Below are 17633 nucleotides of genomic sequence, written 5' to 3' on the forward strand. Positions count from 1 at the left end.
CAGATTTCTGGAGTGGATCGAGACACGGCTCTACCGCCGCGCCGATGCCATCGTGGTCAACACCCGTGCGTTCATCGACCACGTCGTCGGTCGGGGCGTAAGTCGTTCCCAGATCGAGCTCGTATACAACGGGGTCGACCTCGCACTCTTCCATCCCCTTCCCAAGGATGAAGAACTGCTTGAATTTCACAATCTTGCGGACAAATTCGTCGTCGCCTACATCGGAACCCTCGGAATGGCCCACGGTTTGATGACGATTCTAGACGCTGCCGAGAAGATGAGATACGAGCCGAATATCGTATTCGTGCTGATCGGCGACGGCGCGGACCGGGAACGACTCCGCTGCGAAATCGAGAAGCGAGGCCTCGAGAACGTCCGCATGCTGGGTTTGCGGCCGCACACGGAGATTCCGACATGGATCGCTTCATGTGATGTCATGCTTGCGATGTTGCGCGATCTCGCGGTCTTCGAGACCGTCATTCCATCGAAGATCTTCGAATACATGGCCCAGGAACGCCCGGTCGTACTCGCGGCTCCGAAGGGGGAATGTCGTGAGCTGCTCGACCTCAACCAGGCGGGGTTTACGATCGAGCCCGAGGACCCCGATGCCCTCGTCGAAGTCATTGAGAAGATCCGCAACAGCCCGGAGCAGGCTTCCAACACGGCCCAGGCGGGCCGGGCACTCGTCGATCGGGATTTCGTGCGCGACGATCAAGCGCGCCGGATGCTCGAGTTCCTGACGAAGACCGTCCACTCCTAGTTTCAAAACATCGCAGCCGCAGCGGCCGGGTTAAGGCGAACCAGGGTTTCAATGAGCGCCGCGCGGGATGCGCGGCTCGGGTCTTCGAGCCCGAGCACACGACAACTGTTCTGCATGGCGACGAACGCCCAGGCAGCGACTCCGGGGTCGAGATGCGGGTCGAGCGCGCCTTCGGACTGCGCGAGAGGACGCCGAACTCGTTGTCCACGTGGCGGCAGCCGGAGCTTTCTACCATTTCAAAGAAGTCCGCGACGTAGGCCGACTCCTGTGGAGGTCTGGAGGTTACGATTCGAGCGCATCGCTAGTGATCAGTAACGGAAAACAGGTACACACGTGACCCAAAATTCGGTACACATCAGCACGAAGTGTTGAATTGCAGTTCCAATACTTTCAACCACTTACGGACTGTCGAGGCCTGCTCAGAGCCGGTGGTATCCCTTCCCGTTGGGGATAACACGTCTCCGAATCCATTGACGAACCTGTCAACGAGACTGCTTTGATGCCCCGCCGCCACGCGGAACGCGCAATGTCCTTCTATCTACATGCTTGCAATCTGTCTCGTGCGATGTGACATGAAGCCGCGCCGGTTCGAGCCTCTTCCTGCAGCAGCAATCGATTAGATCGAGCCTCCGGCAGTCTGGGGCCGATTCACAGCTCCTTGGTTGAAAACCCCGATCAAAACCCATAACGTGCCACCTCTTTCGACCCCACCCCGAGCAGCAAGAGGTCTCTTCATGCGCTTCTACGAGTACGAATCTAAAGAACTATTTGCCCGTCGGGGTCTCCCCCTGGGTCCCCGGTTTGTGGTCAACAGCAAAGACGAGGCGCGCGAAAAGGCCGCCGAGATCGGTGGAGCTGTCGTGTTGAAGAGCCAGGTGCTCTCCGGCGGTCGCATGAAGGCCGGGGCGGTGAAGTTTGCCGACACCCCCGACGAAGCCGCGGACCACTACGAAGCCATCTTGCCGATCGAAATCAACGGCGAAACGGCGCGCTCGGTTCTCGTTGAAGCCAAGAGCAAGATTGCGCAAGAGTTCTTTGTCGCGGTCACCTGGGATGGCCGCACCAAGAGTCCAGTCGTGATCTTCAGTGATATGGGTGGGATCGACATCGAAGAAGTGGCGATCAAGCATCCCGAGCACGTTTCGAAGACTCATTTTTCGAGCCTGTTCCCGATCACGCCCAGGGTTGCGAAGGAAGCCATTGGCGCGACCGGCGTGACGGGGTCCGATCTCAACAAGCTCACCCCGATCGTGCATGAGCTGATGCAAATGTTTCTCGACTACGATCTGACCCTCGCCGAGATCAACCCGTTGGCCCGGCTCGAAGACGGAAGCTTCGCCGTTCTGGACGGTCACATCGACATGGAGGCAGAGGCGCGAGGCAATCACAAGGCGCTGCTGAAAGATCTCGGCATCGGTGACGACGAAACTCGTCAGGCACGGCCCCCGACCGAGTTCGAAATTGCCGGGGCCCGAATCAATGCGGTCGATCATCGCGGGGTGGCGGGGAACGTGGTCGAATTCGACGGAAACCTGGGGCTGATCATCGGCGCCGGTGGCGGTTCGCTGACCCTGTTCGACGCCGTGCGCAAGCACGGAGGAAAACCCGCGAACTATTGCGAGATCGGAGGCAACCCCTCCATGAGCAAGGTCAAGAATTTGACCCAATTGATTCTCTCGAAGCCCGGTGTCGAGAAGATCGCCGTCATGATGAACGTGGTTTCGAATACCCGCGTAGACATCGTGGCCCGGGGCGTGATTGCCGGTTGCCTTGAAGCCGGCCGCGACCCCGCGGAGGCCATCGCGATATTTCGGATCCCGGGTGCCTGGGAGGACGAGGGGTTCAAGATCTTGAAGAAGTACGGTGTCGACTATTGTGATCGCGCTGTTTCCATGTACGACGCGGCCGGTCGAGCCGTAGCCAAACTACAGGCGGGGAGCTGAGCAGATGTCCATTCTGATCAACAAAGACACGTCGTTCATCATTCAGGGCATCACGGGACGAGAGGCGGTCAGCCTGACTCGAGAAAATCTCGACTACGGTGCGAAGATCATCGGCGGTGTGACACCGGGCAGGGCGGGGCGCAACATCTACGGCGTACCCGTTTATGACTGTGTGCGCGATGTGGTGGAAAAAGAAGGTCAGCCCGATGGCTCGATCGTTTCGGTGCCACCCAAGTTTGCCAGGGACGCGGTATTCGAAGCGCTCGAAAACGGCATCAAGACCATCGTGATCGTGACGGAGAATATTCCGCGCAGAGAAGTGGCCCAGATGGTCGAACTCGCAAAACTGAGGGGTGCGCGCATCATCGGTCCCAACTGCCTCGGCGTGATCTCGCCGGGGGAAGCGAAGATGGGCGGGGTTGGCGGCCCAGCCGCAAATACGCGGCAGGCCTACAGCAAGGGCAGCATCGGTGTGATGTCGCGCTCGGGTGGCATGACGACCGAGATTGCTTCGACCCTTACCGCGGCGGGGCTCGGACAGAGCACCTGTGTATCCATCGGTGGAGACGCGATTGTCGGAACGACCTATACGGAGCTGATGCCGTTTTATGAAGCCGACCCGGACACCGAGGCGATCGCCATCTACAGCGAACCCGGCGGACGCATGGAAGCCGAACTCGCAGATTGGGTCCAGGAAAACAATTCGAGACTTCCGATCGTGGCGTTCATGGCGGGCCGCTTCATGGACGAGATGAAGGGCATGCGCTTCGGCCACGCCGGCACGATCGTCGAAGGCAAGGAAGACACCACTGCGGACAAGATCGAACGCATGGAGAAGGCCGGTATCTCGGTTGCGGAACGCATCGAAGAGATCCCGGTGCTCATCAAGCAGCGGCTCGCCGCCCGGTAATCAACTCCGGACGCCAGCGCAGTGACGACGAATCAGCAGCAGTAAACAGCGGAACGAAAGAAAGAGGTACAGCAAAATGCCCGGACTCTTTATCGACGTCCAAGTCAGCGACGAAGTGGCGCGAGACGTCGAAATCGCGAAGAAACTCGAAGAATCGTGCTCGGTCGACATCTTCAAGGCCAGCGACAAGGGAGTGGAGATTGTCGAGGCGAATTTGGACGAGTGCGTGTTGTGTGATCTGTGCCTCGCCGTCGCTCCCAAGGGAAGCGTCACGATCGTGAAATTGTACGATCAAGGCTAGCAGCCCGTTGAAAAACCCTTCGGTCGCCAGGCACGGCCCTTCATCCCGATCTCTGCGTTGCGAAACCGCGGCCGTAGCTGCGGCTACGCCCACGATTCCGCGCCTTGATCTCGGGGCGAATGACCGCACCTGGCTCGGTCAGGGTTCTTCAACGGGCTGCTAGAATACCTGGCGACTCCCAAGAGGTTTCGCGATTGCCAGTAGAAAGAGAGCCCGAGGAACAAATCCCGGATCAAAACCGGATGGAACGTGGCTCTGATTCCCAATCCGACGCCATCGAGCTGTCGGTCGTCTTGCCTTGCCTGAACGAGGCCGAGACCCTCGCGATCTGTATTGAAAAGATCCGATCCTATTTCGCTGATTCGGGTGTCAGCGGCGAAATCATCGTCGCAGACAACGGAAGCGAAGACGGCTCTCAGCAAATCGCACGCGAATCCGGTGCGCGGGTGGTGGACGTTCCGCGCCGGGGATATGGCAGTGCGCTGCGCGGGGGAATCGAAGCGGCCCAGGGCCGCTACGTCATCATGGGCGACGCTGATGACAGCTACGACTTTTCTCAGCTACACGACTTCATGCGCGAGCTGCGCGCCGGCAATGATCTCGTCATGGGCAACAGGTTCCTGGGCGGCATCATGCCCGGGGCAATGCCCAAGCTACACCGCTGGGTAGGCAATCCCATCCTCAGCGCAATCGGCAGGATGTTCTTTCGCTCGAAGGTGAAGGACTTTCACTGTGGTCTGCGCGGCATTCGCAGGGATGCCTTCGAGAAGATGAAGCTCCGCAGTACGGGGATGGAGTTTGCCAGTGAAATGGTGATCAAGAGTACCTTGCTGGGGCTGGCGATGACAGAAGTCCCGACCGTGCTCTACCCCGACGGACGCAGTGGCAGTCCTCATCTGCGCACCTGGCGCGATGGCTGGCGTCATCTTCGCTTCATGCTGCTCTTCAGCCCGCGTTGGCTGTTCCTTATTCCAGGAGTCGTGATGTTCGTCGTCGGCCTGGCGATCTCCGCCATCCTGGTCAACAGCAGCGTGACCATCGGCGGCATCGAATTCGACATCCAGACCATGTACGCCGCCACGATGCTTTGTCTGCTGGGATATCAACTGATCGTCTTTGCCATGTTCACCAAGGCTTTCGCAGTCACCGAAGGGTTCCATCCTGCCCCGGCGTATTTCAGTTGGATCTTCAACTACGTGCGGCTCGAAACCGGAGTCATCGCGGGGGCAGTGAGTGCCCTCATCGGGTTCGGCATGTTGTGGATGGCGGTAGAGGGCTGGCGCGCAGTTGGATTTGGCGGACTCGACCCGCGCGAAACCATGCGGCAAGTCGTGCCAGGAGGCGTACTCATCATGCTCGGGATTCAAACGATCTATTCGAGTTTTTTCCTCAGCATTCTGGGGCTCGACCGCGAGTAGGCTCGAGTCCCCCGCAGGTTCGTCGGAGCCCATGTCTTATCGATTCTGGATGATCCTTTCGCTGCTCCCGATGGTGACAGGATGTGTGCCGTTGGCCGGTCAGTGGGATGTCGCGTCGCTTGCAGAGCGCCATCCGGGGTTGTTGGACAGCCCTACGCAACGGCTGGGCGACACCACCCCGTATTTCATTCCGCGCGGCAACTCGGCGCTGTTGTTTCTATGTCACTTCCCCAGGCGCTCGACAATCTCGGTCTCGCTTCCGGCCGACGCGACTGCCCTCGAACAGTCGGCAATTCGGCTAGCGCTCGAAGGCTGGGCAAACGCTGGACTCGGGATTCGCTTTGAAGAGGTTCCCGAAGACGCGGCCATGATCAAGATCAGCCTCGCACTACCCCCGAACGCTGGGTTTTCCGAGACGCTGTCAATCGGCACTGGCTTCGCAGTAAGTGATTGTGGTCTTGATTCGGGTTGGGAGGCCGCAGCTGAAATGGACAGACCACTCCCCGCGCGTCTGCTCCGTGCGAGGGTTTATCTCAGAACCAGCAAAACCGACATGCTGGGACGCGAAGTAAAGCTTACGGAAGACGAATTTGTCGGAGCGGCGCTGCACGAACTCGGACACGCACTCGGGTTCTCCGGCCACGTCGCAACCCAGGACTCCGTGATGACCAGAACCACCCATTCGGTGCGACGCTTCGGTCGCCGCCTACGGCAGGGCGGGGGATTCAGTGCGCCCAGCCTGGCGGCGCTCTATGCAGTACCGAGTGGAACCGTCGTGGGAAGCGCCGCGCTCGCCGACAGCTCGGCAGCTCTGTTTCGCGCAGCGATGAAACTGGCGAGCAGCCAGAAATGGCAGGGGCCGATCGTTCGGGCAGGTGAAAGCACCGTCACCCTCAGTTGGCACAAGTCGAATTCGCAGATGGGTAGCCTTGCGATCCGCGATTATCGCGAGAGCTTGCGTTCGGAACGGCCACTCTCGTTCTCAGCTAGCTCGCTTGCGCGCGTGTTGTCCCGGAGAACGATTCCAAAAGCGGCGCCCGCGCCCTGAAGCTTGTCAGTCTGAATCAGGCGAGTCGTCCAGCTGGACCGGAAAGATTTGCTCGATACGCTCGAGTACCTCCGGTGGCAAGGTGATGTCCGATGCCTTGCAGTTTTCGTCGAGTTGCTCGGGCTTCGTGGCCCCGAGGATCACGCTCGCGAGCCCGCTTTCGCGCAGGCACCAGGCCAGCGCCAGTTGGGGCAGGGTGATGCCCAGATCTTCTGCAAGCGGAATCAGAGATTCGACCTTGTCGAGTTCTTCTGCCGCTAGATAGCGCCCCATGAAGCGGCTGCTTCCGGCATCGGTTGCACGGCTGCCTTCGGGCATTGCACCGCCGCAATATTTTCCGGTGAGAACACCCTGGCCGAGGGGACTGAATACGAACTGCCCAATTCCCAGACGCTTGCATTCGGGCAAGACGGTCTGTTCGAGGCTGCGGCGCATGATCGAATAGCCGGGCTGATTGGAGATCGGCCGGCATGCTCCCATTTGATCGGCAACCTCACAGGCCAGCGCGATTTGTTCAGCGCTCCACTCCGAGACGCCCCAATACAGCACCTTGCCCATGCGAATCAGGTCGTCGTAGGCACGCACGGTTTCGGCGATCGGGGTCTCGGTATCGAATCTGTGACATTGGTGGATGTCGATGTAGTCCATCTCGAGCCGATTGAGCGATGCGTCGACACTTTCGAATATGTGTTTGCGAGACAGTCCCCGGTCGTTGGGGCGATCCGACATGGGGAAGAAACATTTGGTGGCGATCACGAGCTGGTGCCGTGGGATCGGCCGCAGGGTGCGGCCGAGTACTTCTTCGGCCCGTCCGTTCGAGTAGACGTCCGCGGTATCGAAGAAGTTGATACCGAGGTCATAGGCGTGTTCGATCACTTTGATCGTGTCGGCGGCGTCCGCCGAAGATCCAAAGTTGAGCCAGCTGCCCAGGGCAAACTCGCTGACCTCGAGACCGCTGGCACCCACCCGACGAGTATTCATACCCTAACTCTAGCCCGAAACGCAGCGGGATCAGAGGCCTGACAACGACAGCAATATTCCCGGTTATACTCGGCGCCGATGCTGAGTTTGGCTGAAGATACGCGAGCAGAATGGGTCGAGCGTGCGGTTCGAAACCTCGACGAGGTGCTGCTCGATCACGCCCACTGCGAAAAGAAGGCCGCGGGGGGAGCCCTGCGTCTGTTGTTCAGCTATCCAGACCAGGGATATCTCCAGCAACCGCTCGCCGAGCTCGCGCAAGAAGAGCTCACTCACTTCCAACAACTTCTCACTCTGCTCGAGCGACGAGGCATCCGCTTCGAGCGACAGAAGCCGAGCTCCTACGCGGGCAAGCTGCACGCCGTGATCAGGCCACGCGAACCCCACCGCCTGACTGACCTGCTGCTCACCTGTGCACTCATCGAAGCCCGAAGCTGTGAGCGCATGAAACTGCTATCCGAAGCACCCATCGACGAAGATCTACGAGCCTTCTACAAAGAGCTACTGGCATCAGAAGCCCGACATCATCAGGTTTACGTCGAACTGGCCTGCCAAGTCGAACCCGAACCCCAAGTCCGAATACGACTCACCGAACTGGCCATCCAAGAGGCCCAAATCCTCCTCACCCCATCCCCCCACACCCGCCTACACAGCTAACCACCAAACCATTCACCATCGTTTGACACTGCGAGACCCCAGCTCTACTCTGAAAACACCTACCCTGGGGTCCCACCCTGCGAATCGAAAGCGGATCCGGTGGCTGCAAAGCGCAAGCGAAAAACAAAATCGAGCAAGCCCTGGATCGCGATTGTCGTGGGGTTGGCGATCGCCGCGGTGGCGCTGACCGCTCTGCTCGGTGGCCGACCTCTCGGTGATGGTTCGGCGCGCCAACCCGCAAGTGTCTCTGCGCCGGAAGCATCGATCGATGCGGAGTGGGACGGTGATCTGGATCAAGACCTGGACCAGATCGATCAAGCCAGTCGCGACAAGTTGCGCGAGATTCTTCGCGCGGAGAACAACGGAGAATGACGGTGCAGTCGATGCAGTCGAGGGAGCTGGCTGAAAAGCAGGAGACGGAGTCGCTGGCCGCGTACGCGGTCAAGAGCGGTGAGTCCCGCGGTCGCATCCACTCGGAACCCGAACATCGATACCGCACGGTATTTCAGCGGGACCGCGACCGGGTCGTCCATTGCCGGGCATTCCGGCGGCTCGAGTACAAGACACAGGTATTCGTCTACCACGAGGGCGATCACTATCGCAATCGACTCACGCACACGATCGAAAACGCCCAGATCGCGCGCACTCTCGCCCGAACGCTCTACCTCAACGAAGATCTGGCCGAAGCCGTGGCACTCGCCCACGACCTGGGCCACACGCCCTTCGCCCACGCGGGTGAGCGCGTTCTCAACGAGTTGATGAGCGACGACGGAGGTTTTGATCACAATCGCCAGACCCTGCGGGTCGTCGATTGGCTCGAGTATCGCTATCCCGGGTTTGTAGGTTTGAATCTCACCCACGAAACCCGGGAAGGCTTGCTCAAGCACGGTTGCCATTGGCCGCATCCGGTTCCGACGCCCAAACTCGAGAATCAGCGCTACCTCGAGTCCCAGGTTGCAAATCTCGCGGACGAGATCGCGTATTCGAACCACGACCTCGACGACGGATTGAGCTCGGGAATCCTCGATCTCGAGATGCTCGAGGAAGTCTGGATTTGGCGCGAGGCCCGCCACATTGCCGAATCGCGCTGGCAGGGCAAGGTCGTGATTGAGCCGCGGCAGATCATCATGGCTTTGATCGACATGCTGGTCACCGACGCCATCGACAGCAGCGCAGAGCGTCTGGCCCAGGAACGCCCGCTTTGCGCCGAAGAGGCTCGCCAAAGTGAGGCGCTGCTGGTGGGCTATTCCGACCGGGTCTACACGGGCAAACGCGAACTCAAAGAGTTTTTGCGGAAGCATTTCTACTTTCACCCCCGCGTGCGACGTATGGCCGACCGGGCGACCAAAGTTCTCACCGGCCTGTTCGAGGCGCACCGAAACGATTTATCGCTGCTGCCCGAAAGGATGCAAGCGGGTTGTCGCGACGGAGACCACGCCCGGCTGGTCGCGGACTACGTCGCAGGCATGACGGACCGCTTTGCCATCGCGACTCACGCGAAACTCGTCGGGTCCACGCCCGACACTGATTGACACCGACCCGGGGGCTGCTTGGGGAGGACAATCCCCACAAACACGGCGGCCCAGACCCTTGAGATCGAAATGAACCGCCTCCGAGGCGCGAAAATGCTGCCCAGGCGGAGGAAGCTTCCGCGCGGTTGAGATATCGTAGGGTCGTTGGCCCATGGGGGGGAGCCAGGGGTAGTGCCTGCTCCCCCGGTTTCGCCGGGGCCGTCATTGTTTCCAGAAACCGCTGTGACCGCACGGAGTGTGGTCTCCACCCTGATGAAGATGGTGCGCATGTGCTGATGCGCGCGTAGTGACGAGTTCAGGGTGTATCAACGCAAAATGTTGGTAAGGAAGTGTGTGAAGCCCTGTGAGATTTTTGGAGCAAATCGCCGAGATGGCGTCGCATGAAGAGGGTTCCAGTCGATGAGTCTCCCCGAGGCGCTCGAGCAAGCTGCTGCCGCCTTGCCTGAACAGGCCGATCTGATTCGGCCCGCGAACGGTGATCCCACGCAGTTGTTGGCGACACTGACTGACGACGGCAGCCAACAGGTGCTCGCTTGGTTGCTCACCCACGAGCCCGAGGCCGGCGAAGATCTCTTGCTTGCGTGGTGCGAGGACGATCGCGGGGTCGAACGGGTCCAGTCGATCGACGTCGGACAACTCCCGAAGCCCGGCAAGAAATTGTTGCGCAAGGCGCTGCACCGCATGCGAACGAGTGGACTCGAGGTTGCCGACGCCCCGGCGGCAATACCGGTGGTCGCTCGCTTGAGTGAGATCGCGGACGAGTTTGCGGAGTCCTACATGACTCCTGTGGATTCGCGCGGAACCTGCTTGTTGTTCCTGGTCGAAGCAAACCCGACCGGAGGAGCGCGGCTATTTCAAGTTCAACTCGACGAACGACGCGGCATCGTCGAATTCGAGGTCTACAACGTTGGGCGCAGCAAGACCCGAAAGTTTTTGCGCAAACTGACCGACGCAGCCCACGCCGGGTCGGGGGGTGCCGTCAAGGTCGATCAAACCGTCGCGCGGGGAGAAATTCGTCGCATCGCAAAGATCCACCCGACCGATCGCCCCTTTCCCCGCGCGTTCAGTGAGTGGCGCCGGAAGCTCGAAGCCGGTGCCAGCGACGAAAGTCTCGCTGAGTTGACCCGCCGCGCACTGGGTGACCACAGCGGACAAGACTCACAAAAAGTCGACGAACGCATTGCCGACCGAGTTCGCGCTTCAGAAATCGGACCGTGGCCTCCCGACGCAAGCCGACTCACCGAAGTGTCGACTCAACTGGGTACGGCCATCGACGCTGTGGTTTCCAAGAAGGGCAAGGCGCGCAGCGACGCGCTGGACGAATCCCTGGCCGCGGCGACGGCGGCACTCTTCGAGGGCGACCACGCAATTCAAGTTGCAGCACGCTTCGAAACGAGCGCCTACGTGGCGTTGAAGGCCGAGCGAGAAGAAGACGCGCGAGATTATCTTGCCATTGCGGCGAATTTTCGCGCGGGGGAACTCGCCGGAAACCTGACTGCCCGGGCCATGACAGAAGTCTTTACGGCTTCGGTCCTGAAGCGGGTCGAGGAACCGGTGACTGAGGACGAGGGAGAGACGACTCCCTCGGCCGAATCATAGGAGGCGACTTTGCTACTCGCGAGGGGTCGATTCTGGAACATCGCGTTGTCCAAAAGCGAGGACATCGTCGCCCTTACATTGCTGCGAGACCACCTTCCGGAAGATCTTCGGGAGTTGCGGGAACTAAAAATAGATGTACCGCTCGAGAGTTGGAATCGGGTTCTGAAACAAGCGAGAATCGATCGCAAGCTCCTCGGCGGAATCATGTTGGATTTCACAAAACAAAAGGATCAGCTCTCGGTGGCCGTAGGCAGTGATCGCCTCTTCAGCGAACTTCAATGCCTGGTGCTCGACGCAACGGCGTCACTGGTAGAGTTGGCCGCACTGACGTTGACAGTCGTCGACGTGGGAGCGGATTGATCTGTTACATGGTCCGGCGCTTCGGAATGCGCTGGACATGAAAAACTGAGCAGGAACAGTCGGGAACGTCTCGCCCCACAATGCGCGCGAACGACCGATGGCGTTCCGAGGAGATATCATGATGCGAAGGTTTTCAAGGCGCCGCCGCGGTGGCGCGAGCGACGTCGCGATCGACGCCGAGCGGTCGTTCGGCCGAATCCTCGAGCTGGGATTGCTCGGGCTGCGCTCACTAGAAGTGCTACCCGAGGCGACCAGCTCCGAAGTTCCCGCCAGCTACGCCGTGATCGGAAGCGGTGAACCGGAGAACGGCGGCAAAGTGCTGGTCAGCTTTGCTCCGCGATCGGCGGGAGATGCGCTGCTGGGCGGCTTGATCGTGGCTGCGAAACTCGCCGAATCCGACAACTTCGCGGGGGAATTGATTGTCGTGGCGCCCCAGTGGAACACGGCTGCGCGCAGGCGTCTCGCTCTGGTTGGCCCGAAGCCCTACCGCGTCCGTGCGGTGGCGGCGCCGTCGCTTTCCGATTCTCCGGTGAGCGTTGATCCCGAGCCGGCGAGCGTACCGGGAGTCGTGCCGGTCAGTTCCGTGGCCAATCACCTGGTCCGGCCGGCCGACCGAGAGTTGTTCAACCGGGCCGCCGATGCACTGAGCGGTCTGGCCTCGAAACACGGGGGTGCGATCCGCGGTTTCGAGCGCAGCGTCGAACTGGTCATCATGGCGCGCCGAGTCGCCGATCTGCGCGCCGACGAATCTGGTGTGGTGCTCAATACCGTGCTGCCGACGCGTTCAAGCCTGCGCCTTTCCGCCGATGGCCTGGCGGGTGCGCTCGACGCCCTCGAAGGCAATCTGCGCAAGCGACTCAACGATCGAAAGGCGCGTGAGGGTGACGAAGGAATCCGGACTCGCCTGCAGCCCCTGGTCGCCGAAGCGTTGGATCTGCGCTCGTTGGTGTACTGGCCCGTCGGAGGCAAAGACCTCGATGTGATCGATTCCGTCGGCGTCAATCCCGACAGCAGTCCGGTCGCGACTGCGGCGCGCAGCAATCTGAGTCTTGCAGCGCTGGGCGTGATCCTCGATGCGGCGCTGGAATTGCGTTCATCTCTACCCGTCGTGCTGGCTCAGGCGGACGCTCCGGTTCGCCTCGATTTGTTCCGTCTAGCCTTGATTGCAAAGGAATTCGCTCCCGGTGTCGCCCGCGTGCTTCCGTTGCTCAATCTGTCTCACGATCTGATCGAAATTCGCGGCAATGCCCGGGACCGAGGCCTCAATGTCTCGATCTGCGGGTCGGGAGAAGCCGTGCCGCTCTCCAGTCCTCGCGGACGTCGTTCGCGGGGCGGGGCGGGCTCCGAGCGTTCGCGACGCGATCGCGGCAATGGTGCTGATCGAGACGACCGTGAAGCCTCGAACGATGATGAATCGCAGAGCCTCGAGATCAAGGGCCGCGACGCCAAAAATGCTGATGGGTCGGAAGAGCCCACGAGCTCGCGAGGGCGTGGGCGACGTCGGGGCCGGAAGTCCAGAGGGGGCTCCGACCGCGAATCTGCTTCTGCCTCTGCCGGTGATGCCGAGTCGGGGGGAGGCAGCGGCGAGAAGTCTGCGCGGAGTCGCCCGCGATTCGAAGAAATGTCTTCCTTTGATCTCGCCGAAGAAGACCGCGGTGACGAGGGAGAGGGCGGGCGCCCGCGACGACGCGGGCGACGCTCGCGCGGAGGACGCGGTCGAGGCGGCGCCGAGCCGTCCGAAAGCGAGCAGGAAGACTCTTCGCGAACAGCCTCTCGGTCGGCGCTCAGCGAAGCTGTCGATCCTGAAGACGAACTCGATGGGGACGTTTCTCTCGAAGAGTCCCTCTCTGAATTGCCCGATGAAGCCGAGGCGATCGGTGAACCCGCCGAATTGAAGTACGACGACGAGGAAGGTGAAGAGGGCGACGACGCGGCTGCGTCTCGACAGACCGAGAAGAGTGCTGGGACAGCAACCGACGCCGCTCCTGAAGAAAAGCCGGTCGAAGCGCCAAAGCCGGTGCGAAGGCGAATCGCCATCGTGGCCCACGCCGATCGGGACTCAGTTCTCGCGGCGGTCTTGCTGGCGCGGGAAATGCGCCTGGTCGAACAGATCTGGGTGTATTCCCAAGCCGAGTTGATGAATTTCTTCCGCGGTGCTGCCACAGATCTGCGGGAGGAGACGCCGATCTACATGATCGGGTTCGCACCCTCGCCGGCGCGAGACGTCATTCAGGCGGCGGCAATCTACTCGGGTCGTCTGACCTGGATCGACCACGGCGAGTGGCCACCCGAAGATCTCGGAGGCTTGCGCGAGGCGATCGGGAAAGACCACGTATGGGTCGTGCCTGGGCTGGGAACATCGTTGCCGCTGCTGATCGACACCTTCACCCGCCGCAGCCGGTTTTCCGACAAACTCGTCGACCTGGCGGTCGGGCGCTTTACCGAGCACGATTACGAGCGCTGGGGTCGCGTCTGGTGGTGGCGACTCGGAGAAATCGCCAAGCAGAGTGGCCCGCGCAAGGCGGATCTGGAATTGTTGCTCGCCGGCCGCCCGAGCGATCTCGCCAGCGAAGCAGCGACGGTTGACGTTCCGCCGCCGCCGCCCGAGGTTGAGTTTGTGGCGGGGCGCGATTTTCGCCTGGTCCACTTCGCCGGTCACGGTGTCGTCATATTGGAAGTTCCTGGAGAACTCGATCTCAATCTCGCAGCGAGAATCGCGCGCGAGCGTTATCATGCGGATCTTTCATTAGCGGTGCGCGAAGGCAGCGAACTGGTCGTCTTGACTGGCGACGAAGGGGTTGGCAAGCGGACCCTCGATTTCAGTGGCCTGGTCAAGCATTTGGGCGAAAAACTGGGGTGGGTCACCTCGCTCGCCGAACACGATCACGATCACGTAGCGCGCTTTTTACTCGAGGATCGCGTGGCGCAGCCCGATCGTCTGGACGAAGTGATCGGGGAAATCGTGATGGGACGAAGCCTGCTCGAACGCTGATTGCGCCTGCAGGAAACGACCGCAAGGTCTAGGAATGCGCTCGTGGAACTGAATCTCGTCGAGATCTTTGCATCGGCTCAGGGCGAAGGTCCGTATGTCGGATCTTCGACGATATTTGTGCGCCTGGGCGAATGCGATCTTCGTTGCAGCTGGTGCGATTCGCCCGGAACCTGGCTGCCTGCCAAGCGCTGGCGCTTCGAAACCAGCCCTGGTTCCCAAGAGTTCGTCGAAGGCGAAAACCCCGCAACCCTCGACGACATTGCCAATGCATTCGAGCGCCTGCGCGCACCGGAGTATCGCTTCGTGAGCGTGACGGGGGGCGAGCCGTTGTTGCAAGCCGATGCCGTCGACGCCATCGCCGGTCTGGTGGAGGGCACAGCCCCACGCCTGCTACTCGAAACCCATGGTCTTGCGGTCGAAGCCATGAAACGAGTTCGCGACCGAGTCGATGTCGTCTCGATGGATTGGAAGCTCGACAAGGATGTGCGCTGGGCAGATGCCGACGCGGCTTCGTCTGCAGCGAGCTTTCACGAGCGGCACGAGCAGTTTCTCTCCACCGCACTCGAAGCCTGTGAAGTCTACGTAAAGGTCGTTGTGACCGTGGCCACCGAGACGAGCGAACTCGAAGAAGTCGCTGAGCGAATCCGAAGCATCGATCCAAGCGTGCCACTGATCCTCCAGCCCGTGACGCCGATGGGCCGGGTTCGCGACTCCCCCGGCGCCGATCAAATGCTGCCCCTGATGCGCGCTTGCGAGGCGGTGATCCCCGACGTTCGCGTCATTCCTCAGACCCACCGAGTTTACGGGGCGCTCTAGTCCGAGGCTTGTTCTGCAGCCTGACAGGAACCCGGGACACTCAACCTGCGCGGAAGCTCCCGCCGCAGCGCCAGGAGTGCCAAGGTGTCGTCCCCCGCTTCGCGGATCTCTCCGAATCTTTCCGCCAGGTAGGCTTCCGTGATCTCACGGAACGCCGCTGAGGCCGGGAGCGGGACCCGCAGCTCCACTTGTTTCGCGTAGTCGCGAGCAGTGGTCGAGGGAGCGCGGGGCAGTCCGCGCCGGCGCAACAGCGCGAGGGCTTTGGCATAACTGCTCGGAATTTCATTGCGCTGCGCGGTTCGGGATTTGCGAGCGCGCGAAAGGGCGAAGAGGAGCGCGCCGAGCAGCGCGACGAGCAAAATCATTTCGATGCTGACGTTGAGTTCGAGGTTTCCGGACTGATTGCGTTTCAATTCGAAAGGGCTGGAAGTCGAAGATGCGTCGCGAATGGATCGCCAGGCGAGCCAGGTCGAGCGAACCATCTGCACCTGGTCCGAGGTGTCGAAGTCGACCACTCGCTGGTACCACCACAATTCGAGCGTGCTGGCGATATCCGCAATCTGGCTCGCGAGGCTGGCTGGAATGTCCTCTCGGGTGCGAAGATTCGGTGGCGTGGGGTCGTAGCGCACCCAGCCCGCGTTTTCGTAGTGCACCTCTACCCATGCGTGGGCGTCTGCCCGGGTCAGTTCGACAAAATCGCCCATCTCATTCAACTGGCCCCCCGCAAATCCGTTCACGAGTCGACTCGAAAAACCGGCCGACCGCGCCAGTACCACCATTGCGCTGGCAAAATACTCGCAGTGACCGGACAGCTCACCGAGTAGAAAGCCTTCGACGGGAGAGTTTCCGAGTGCGGGGTCCATCGCGCGGGGGGTGTCGGTATAGCTCCCTTCACTGCGCAGATAGGTTTCGAGGGCTCGCATTCGGTCGGCGTCGGTATCGCGATCCGCCGTGATTCGTTGTGCGAGTTCTTGAATTGCGGAAACCATCGGCGGCAGGTTCAGGAAGGCGTCGGGCCGGCGACGCGGTCGGACGATTCGATCGTCCCGCAGCTCGAAGTCCGTCGGGTGGTACGCTTCAGTTCGAATCGTGTACCGGATTCGCCGCGACTGATCCGTTGGTGAGTAGAGGCTGCCGTTGACGTCCACTTCAATGCGCACAATGGTGCCGCTCACAAAGCGCGCTTCGCCCGATCCGAACAGAACGCCACCCGTGACGGGTTCGCGCACGATGCGTTGCACCAGTGCTTCACGCGCCGGCGTCCGAGCGAGATCGATGCCAAAGGTCGGACTTCCCCCCGGTGCGCTTCGCATTGCGGGAGTCACCGACCAGCGTTCGCCGTCGAAGTGGTCGAATGCCAACCCGCGCCAATACCCCACTCGGGCAATGGGTGCAGTCCCCTCGAGCGTTTCGACTCGCAGCACGACCGCCGAATCCTTGCGAATCTTGCCAATCGTCCCCAGTCGCACTTCATTCGTGAAACCCGAGACGGCGTGACCGTTTTGACCACCGTGCTCGATCATTGACGATCGGAATCTCGGCAGCAGCGTGAAGATTACCAACGCAAGTACAATTGAGAGGGCCGAGCCAATGATCGTGGTTCTGGCCAGCCCCGCAGTCATTACCCGCTGAGTACGGCCATGATCTCCCGCTTCGATCGCTTCGCTGCGAAGGGTGTGGACCATCAGCGTCCAGGTTGTAGCCGCCAGGAAGAGAATCAACATCGGCGGGAAGAGCACACTGTCGGTGAGATTTGCGGCCAGGATGACCTGAAATAATGCGAGGGCCACCAACAGAAATTCACTCTTGCGGGGACGAGCGTCCAACAACTGCAGCCCCTGGGTCAAAACCGCAAAATGAGCGAGAGCGATTGCCACTGGTCCGCCGCGCCAGGAGACCACCACGGAAAGTGCACAGACCACCAGCAGGACTGTGTTGAGCACGCCAGCACTTTGCTGCCAGGGTCGTGGGGCAAGGCGATAGACCAGGGAGTAGAAGACGGCGGTGAAGCATGCGGCGAGGGCCCAGGTTGCGAGCTGTCCGGTAATCGCGAGGGTCGCCACCGCCATCGTCACCATGAGCCAGGCGGCGGCCGGTCGCGGATCTTCCACACTCGCGCGAAACTGCATTCGGCTCATGATTGCTGCGCCTGTTCTTCGCGAAGTTCTCGTGCCCCAGGGCCGCGAGACTCGCTGGCTCCGTCAAGATTGACCAGCGCCAGAAAGGAGAGCAGGCGAACCCGCTGAGGGTCGCCAGACTCGGCGCGGATGTGCGTAGTGTCCGTGATGAGTCCCACCCGCAACCCAGCCGCGAGATGGG

16 protein-coding genes are annotated in these 17633 nt (G+C 60.9%); 13 read left to right on the forward strand and 3 right to left on the reverse strand.

Annotated elements, in window-relative coordinates; genetic code table 11:
- The 6 genes from IH881_17130 to IH881_17155 all read left to right on the forward strand — a co-directional run.
- A partial coding sequence (locus IH881_17130; GenBank protein ID MCH7869419.1) for a glycosyltransferase family 4 protein occupies nucleotides 1-760 on the forward strand: 760 nt, incomplete at its 5' end.
- Between the two features lie 734 nt (nucleotides 761-1494).
- Nucleotides 1495-2703: an acetate--CoA ligase family protein gene (locus tag IH881_17135; GenBank protein ID MCH7869420.1), complete on the forward strand. Its 1209-nt coding sequence runs from the start codon at nucleotides 1495-1497 to the stop codon at nucleotides 2701-2703.
- A 4-nt stretch (nucleotides 2704-2707) separates the two neighbouring features.
- Entirely contained in the window at nucleotides 2708-3613 is a 906-nt protein-coding gene (locus tag IH881_17140) for a CoA-binding protein (protein MCH7869421.1), read from the forward strand.
- A gap of 76 nt (nucleotides 3614-3689) precedes the next feature.
- Nucleotides 3690-3914: a hypothetical protein gene (locus IH881_17145; GenBank protein ID MCH7869422.1), complete on the forward strand. Its 225-nt coding sequence runs from the start codon at nucleotides 3690-3692 to the stop codon at nucleotides 3912-3914.
- 242 nt (nucleotides 3915-4156) lie between these two features.
- On the forward strand, nucleotides 4157-5332 hold the full coding sequence (locus tag IH881_17150) for a glycosyltransferase family 2 protein (protein ID MCH7869423.1): 1176 nt from the start codon (nucleotides 4157-4159) through the stop codon (nucleotides 5330-5332).
- Nucleotides 5333-5363: 31 nt separating this feature from the next.
- Nucleotides 5364-6380 carry a hypothetical protein gene (locus IH881_17155; GenBank protein ID MCH7869424.1) on the forward strand — a complete coding sequence of 339 codons (1017 nt, stop codon included), beginning with the start codon at nucleotides 5364-5366 and terminating at the stop codon, nucleotides 6378-6380.
- A 6-nt stretch (nucleotides 6381-6386) separates the two neighbouring features.
- Here IH881_17155 and IH881_17160 read toward each other — a convergent pair whose 3' ends face one another.
- Entirely contained in the window at nucleotides 6387-7361 is a 975-nt protein-coding gene (locus tag IH881_17160; GenBank protein ID MCH7869425.1) for an aldo/keto reductase family protein, read from the reverse strand.
- A 78-nt stretch (nucleotides 7362-7439) separates the two neighbouring features.
- Between IH881_17160 and IH881_17165 the strand changes: the two genes are divergently transcribed.
- The 7 genes from IH881_17165 (at nucleotide 7440) to IH881_17195 (ending at nucleotide 15314) form a co-directional block, all read left to right on the forward strand.
- On the forward strand, nucleotides 7440-8015 hold the full coding sequence (locus IH881_17165; protein ID MCH7869426.1) for a tRNA-(ms[2]io[6]A)-hydroxylase: 576 nt from the start codon (nucleotides 7440-7442) through the stop codon (nucleotides 8013-8015).
- A gap of 99 nt (nucleotides 8016-8114) precedes the next feature.
- Complete coding sequence (locus IH881_17170) at nucleotides 8115-8387, forward strand: hypothetical protein (protein ID MCH7869427.1); 273 nt, start codon at nucleotides 8115-8117, stop codon at nucleotides 8385-8387.
- A gap of 11 nt (nucleotides 8388-8398) precedes the next feature.
- Nucleotides 8399-9547 carry a deoxyguanosinetriphosphate triphosphohydrolase gene (locus IH881_17175; GenBank protein ID MCH7869428.1) on the forward strand — a complete coding sequence of 383 codons (1149 nt, stop codon included), beginning with the start codon at nucleotides 8399-8401 and terminating at the stop codon, nucleotides 9545-9547.
- A 399-nt stretch (nucleotides 9548-9946) separates the two neighbouring features.
- Nucleotides 9947-11146, forward strand: coding sequence for a hypothetical protein (locus IH881_17180; GenBank protein MCH7869429.1), 1200 nt, complete (start codon nucleotides 9947-9949; stop codon nucleotides 11144-11146).
- Nucleotides 11147-11191: 45 nt separating this feature from the next.
- On the forward strand, nucleotides 11192-11506 hold the full coding sequence (locus IH881_17185) for a hypothetical protein (protein MCH7869430.1): 315 nt from the start codon (nucleotides 11192-11194) through the stop codon (nucleotides 11504-11506).
- Between the two features lie 118 nt (nucleotides 11507-11624).
- Entirely contained in the window at nucleotides 11625-14498 is a 2874-nt protein-coding gene (locus IH881_17190) for a hypothetical protein (GenBank protein MCH7869431.1), read from the forward strand.
- Between the two features lie 42 nt (nucleotides 14499-14540).
- Nucleotides 14541-15314 (forward strand): 7-carboxy-7-deazaguanine synthase QueE, encoded by a 774-nt coding sequence (locus tag IH881_17195; protein ID MCH7869432.1) that lies wholly within the window; start codon nucleotides 14541-14543, stop codon nucleotides 15312-15314.
- On the opposite strand, the gene IH881_17200 is transcribed toward IH881_17195, so the two are convergent.
- Together IH881_17200 and IH881_17205 are read right to left on the reverse strand one after the other, a co-directional pair.
- Complete coding sequence (locus tag IH881_17200; GenBank protein MCH7869433.1) at nucleotides 15311-17452, reverse strand: DUF3488 domain-containing protein; 2142 nt, start codon at nucleotides 17450-17452, stop codon at nucleotides 15311-15313. The two genes, IH881_17195 and IH881_17200, sit on opposite strands and share 4 nt — an antisense overlap.
- Nucleotides 17449-17633, reverse strand: a 185-nt coding sequence (locus tag IH881_17205; GenBank protein MCH7869434.1) for a hypothetical protein, incomplete at its 5' end; no start/stop codon positions are given. The genes IH881_17205 and IH881_17200, both read right to left, overlap by 4 nt.

The sequence above is a fragment of the Myxococcales bacterium genome, assembly GCA_022563535.1.
Lineage (GTDB): Bacteria > Myxococcota_A > UBA9160 > UBA9160 > UBA4427 > DUBZ01.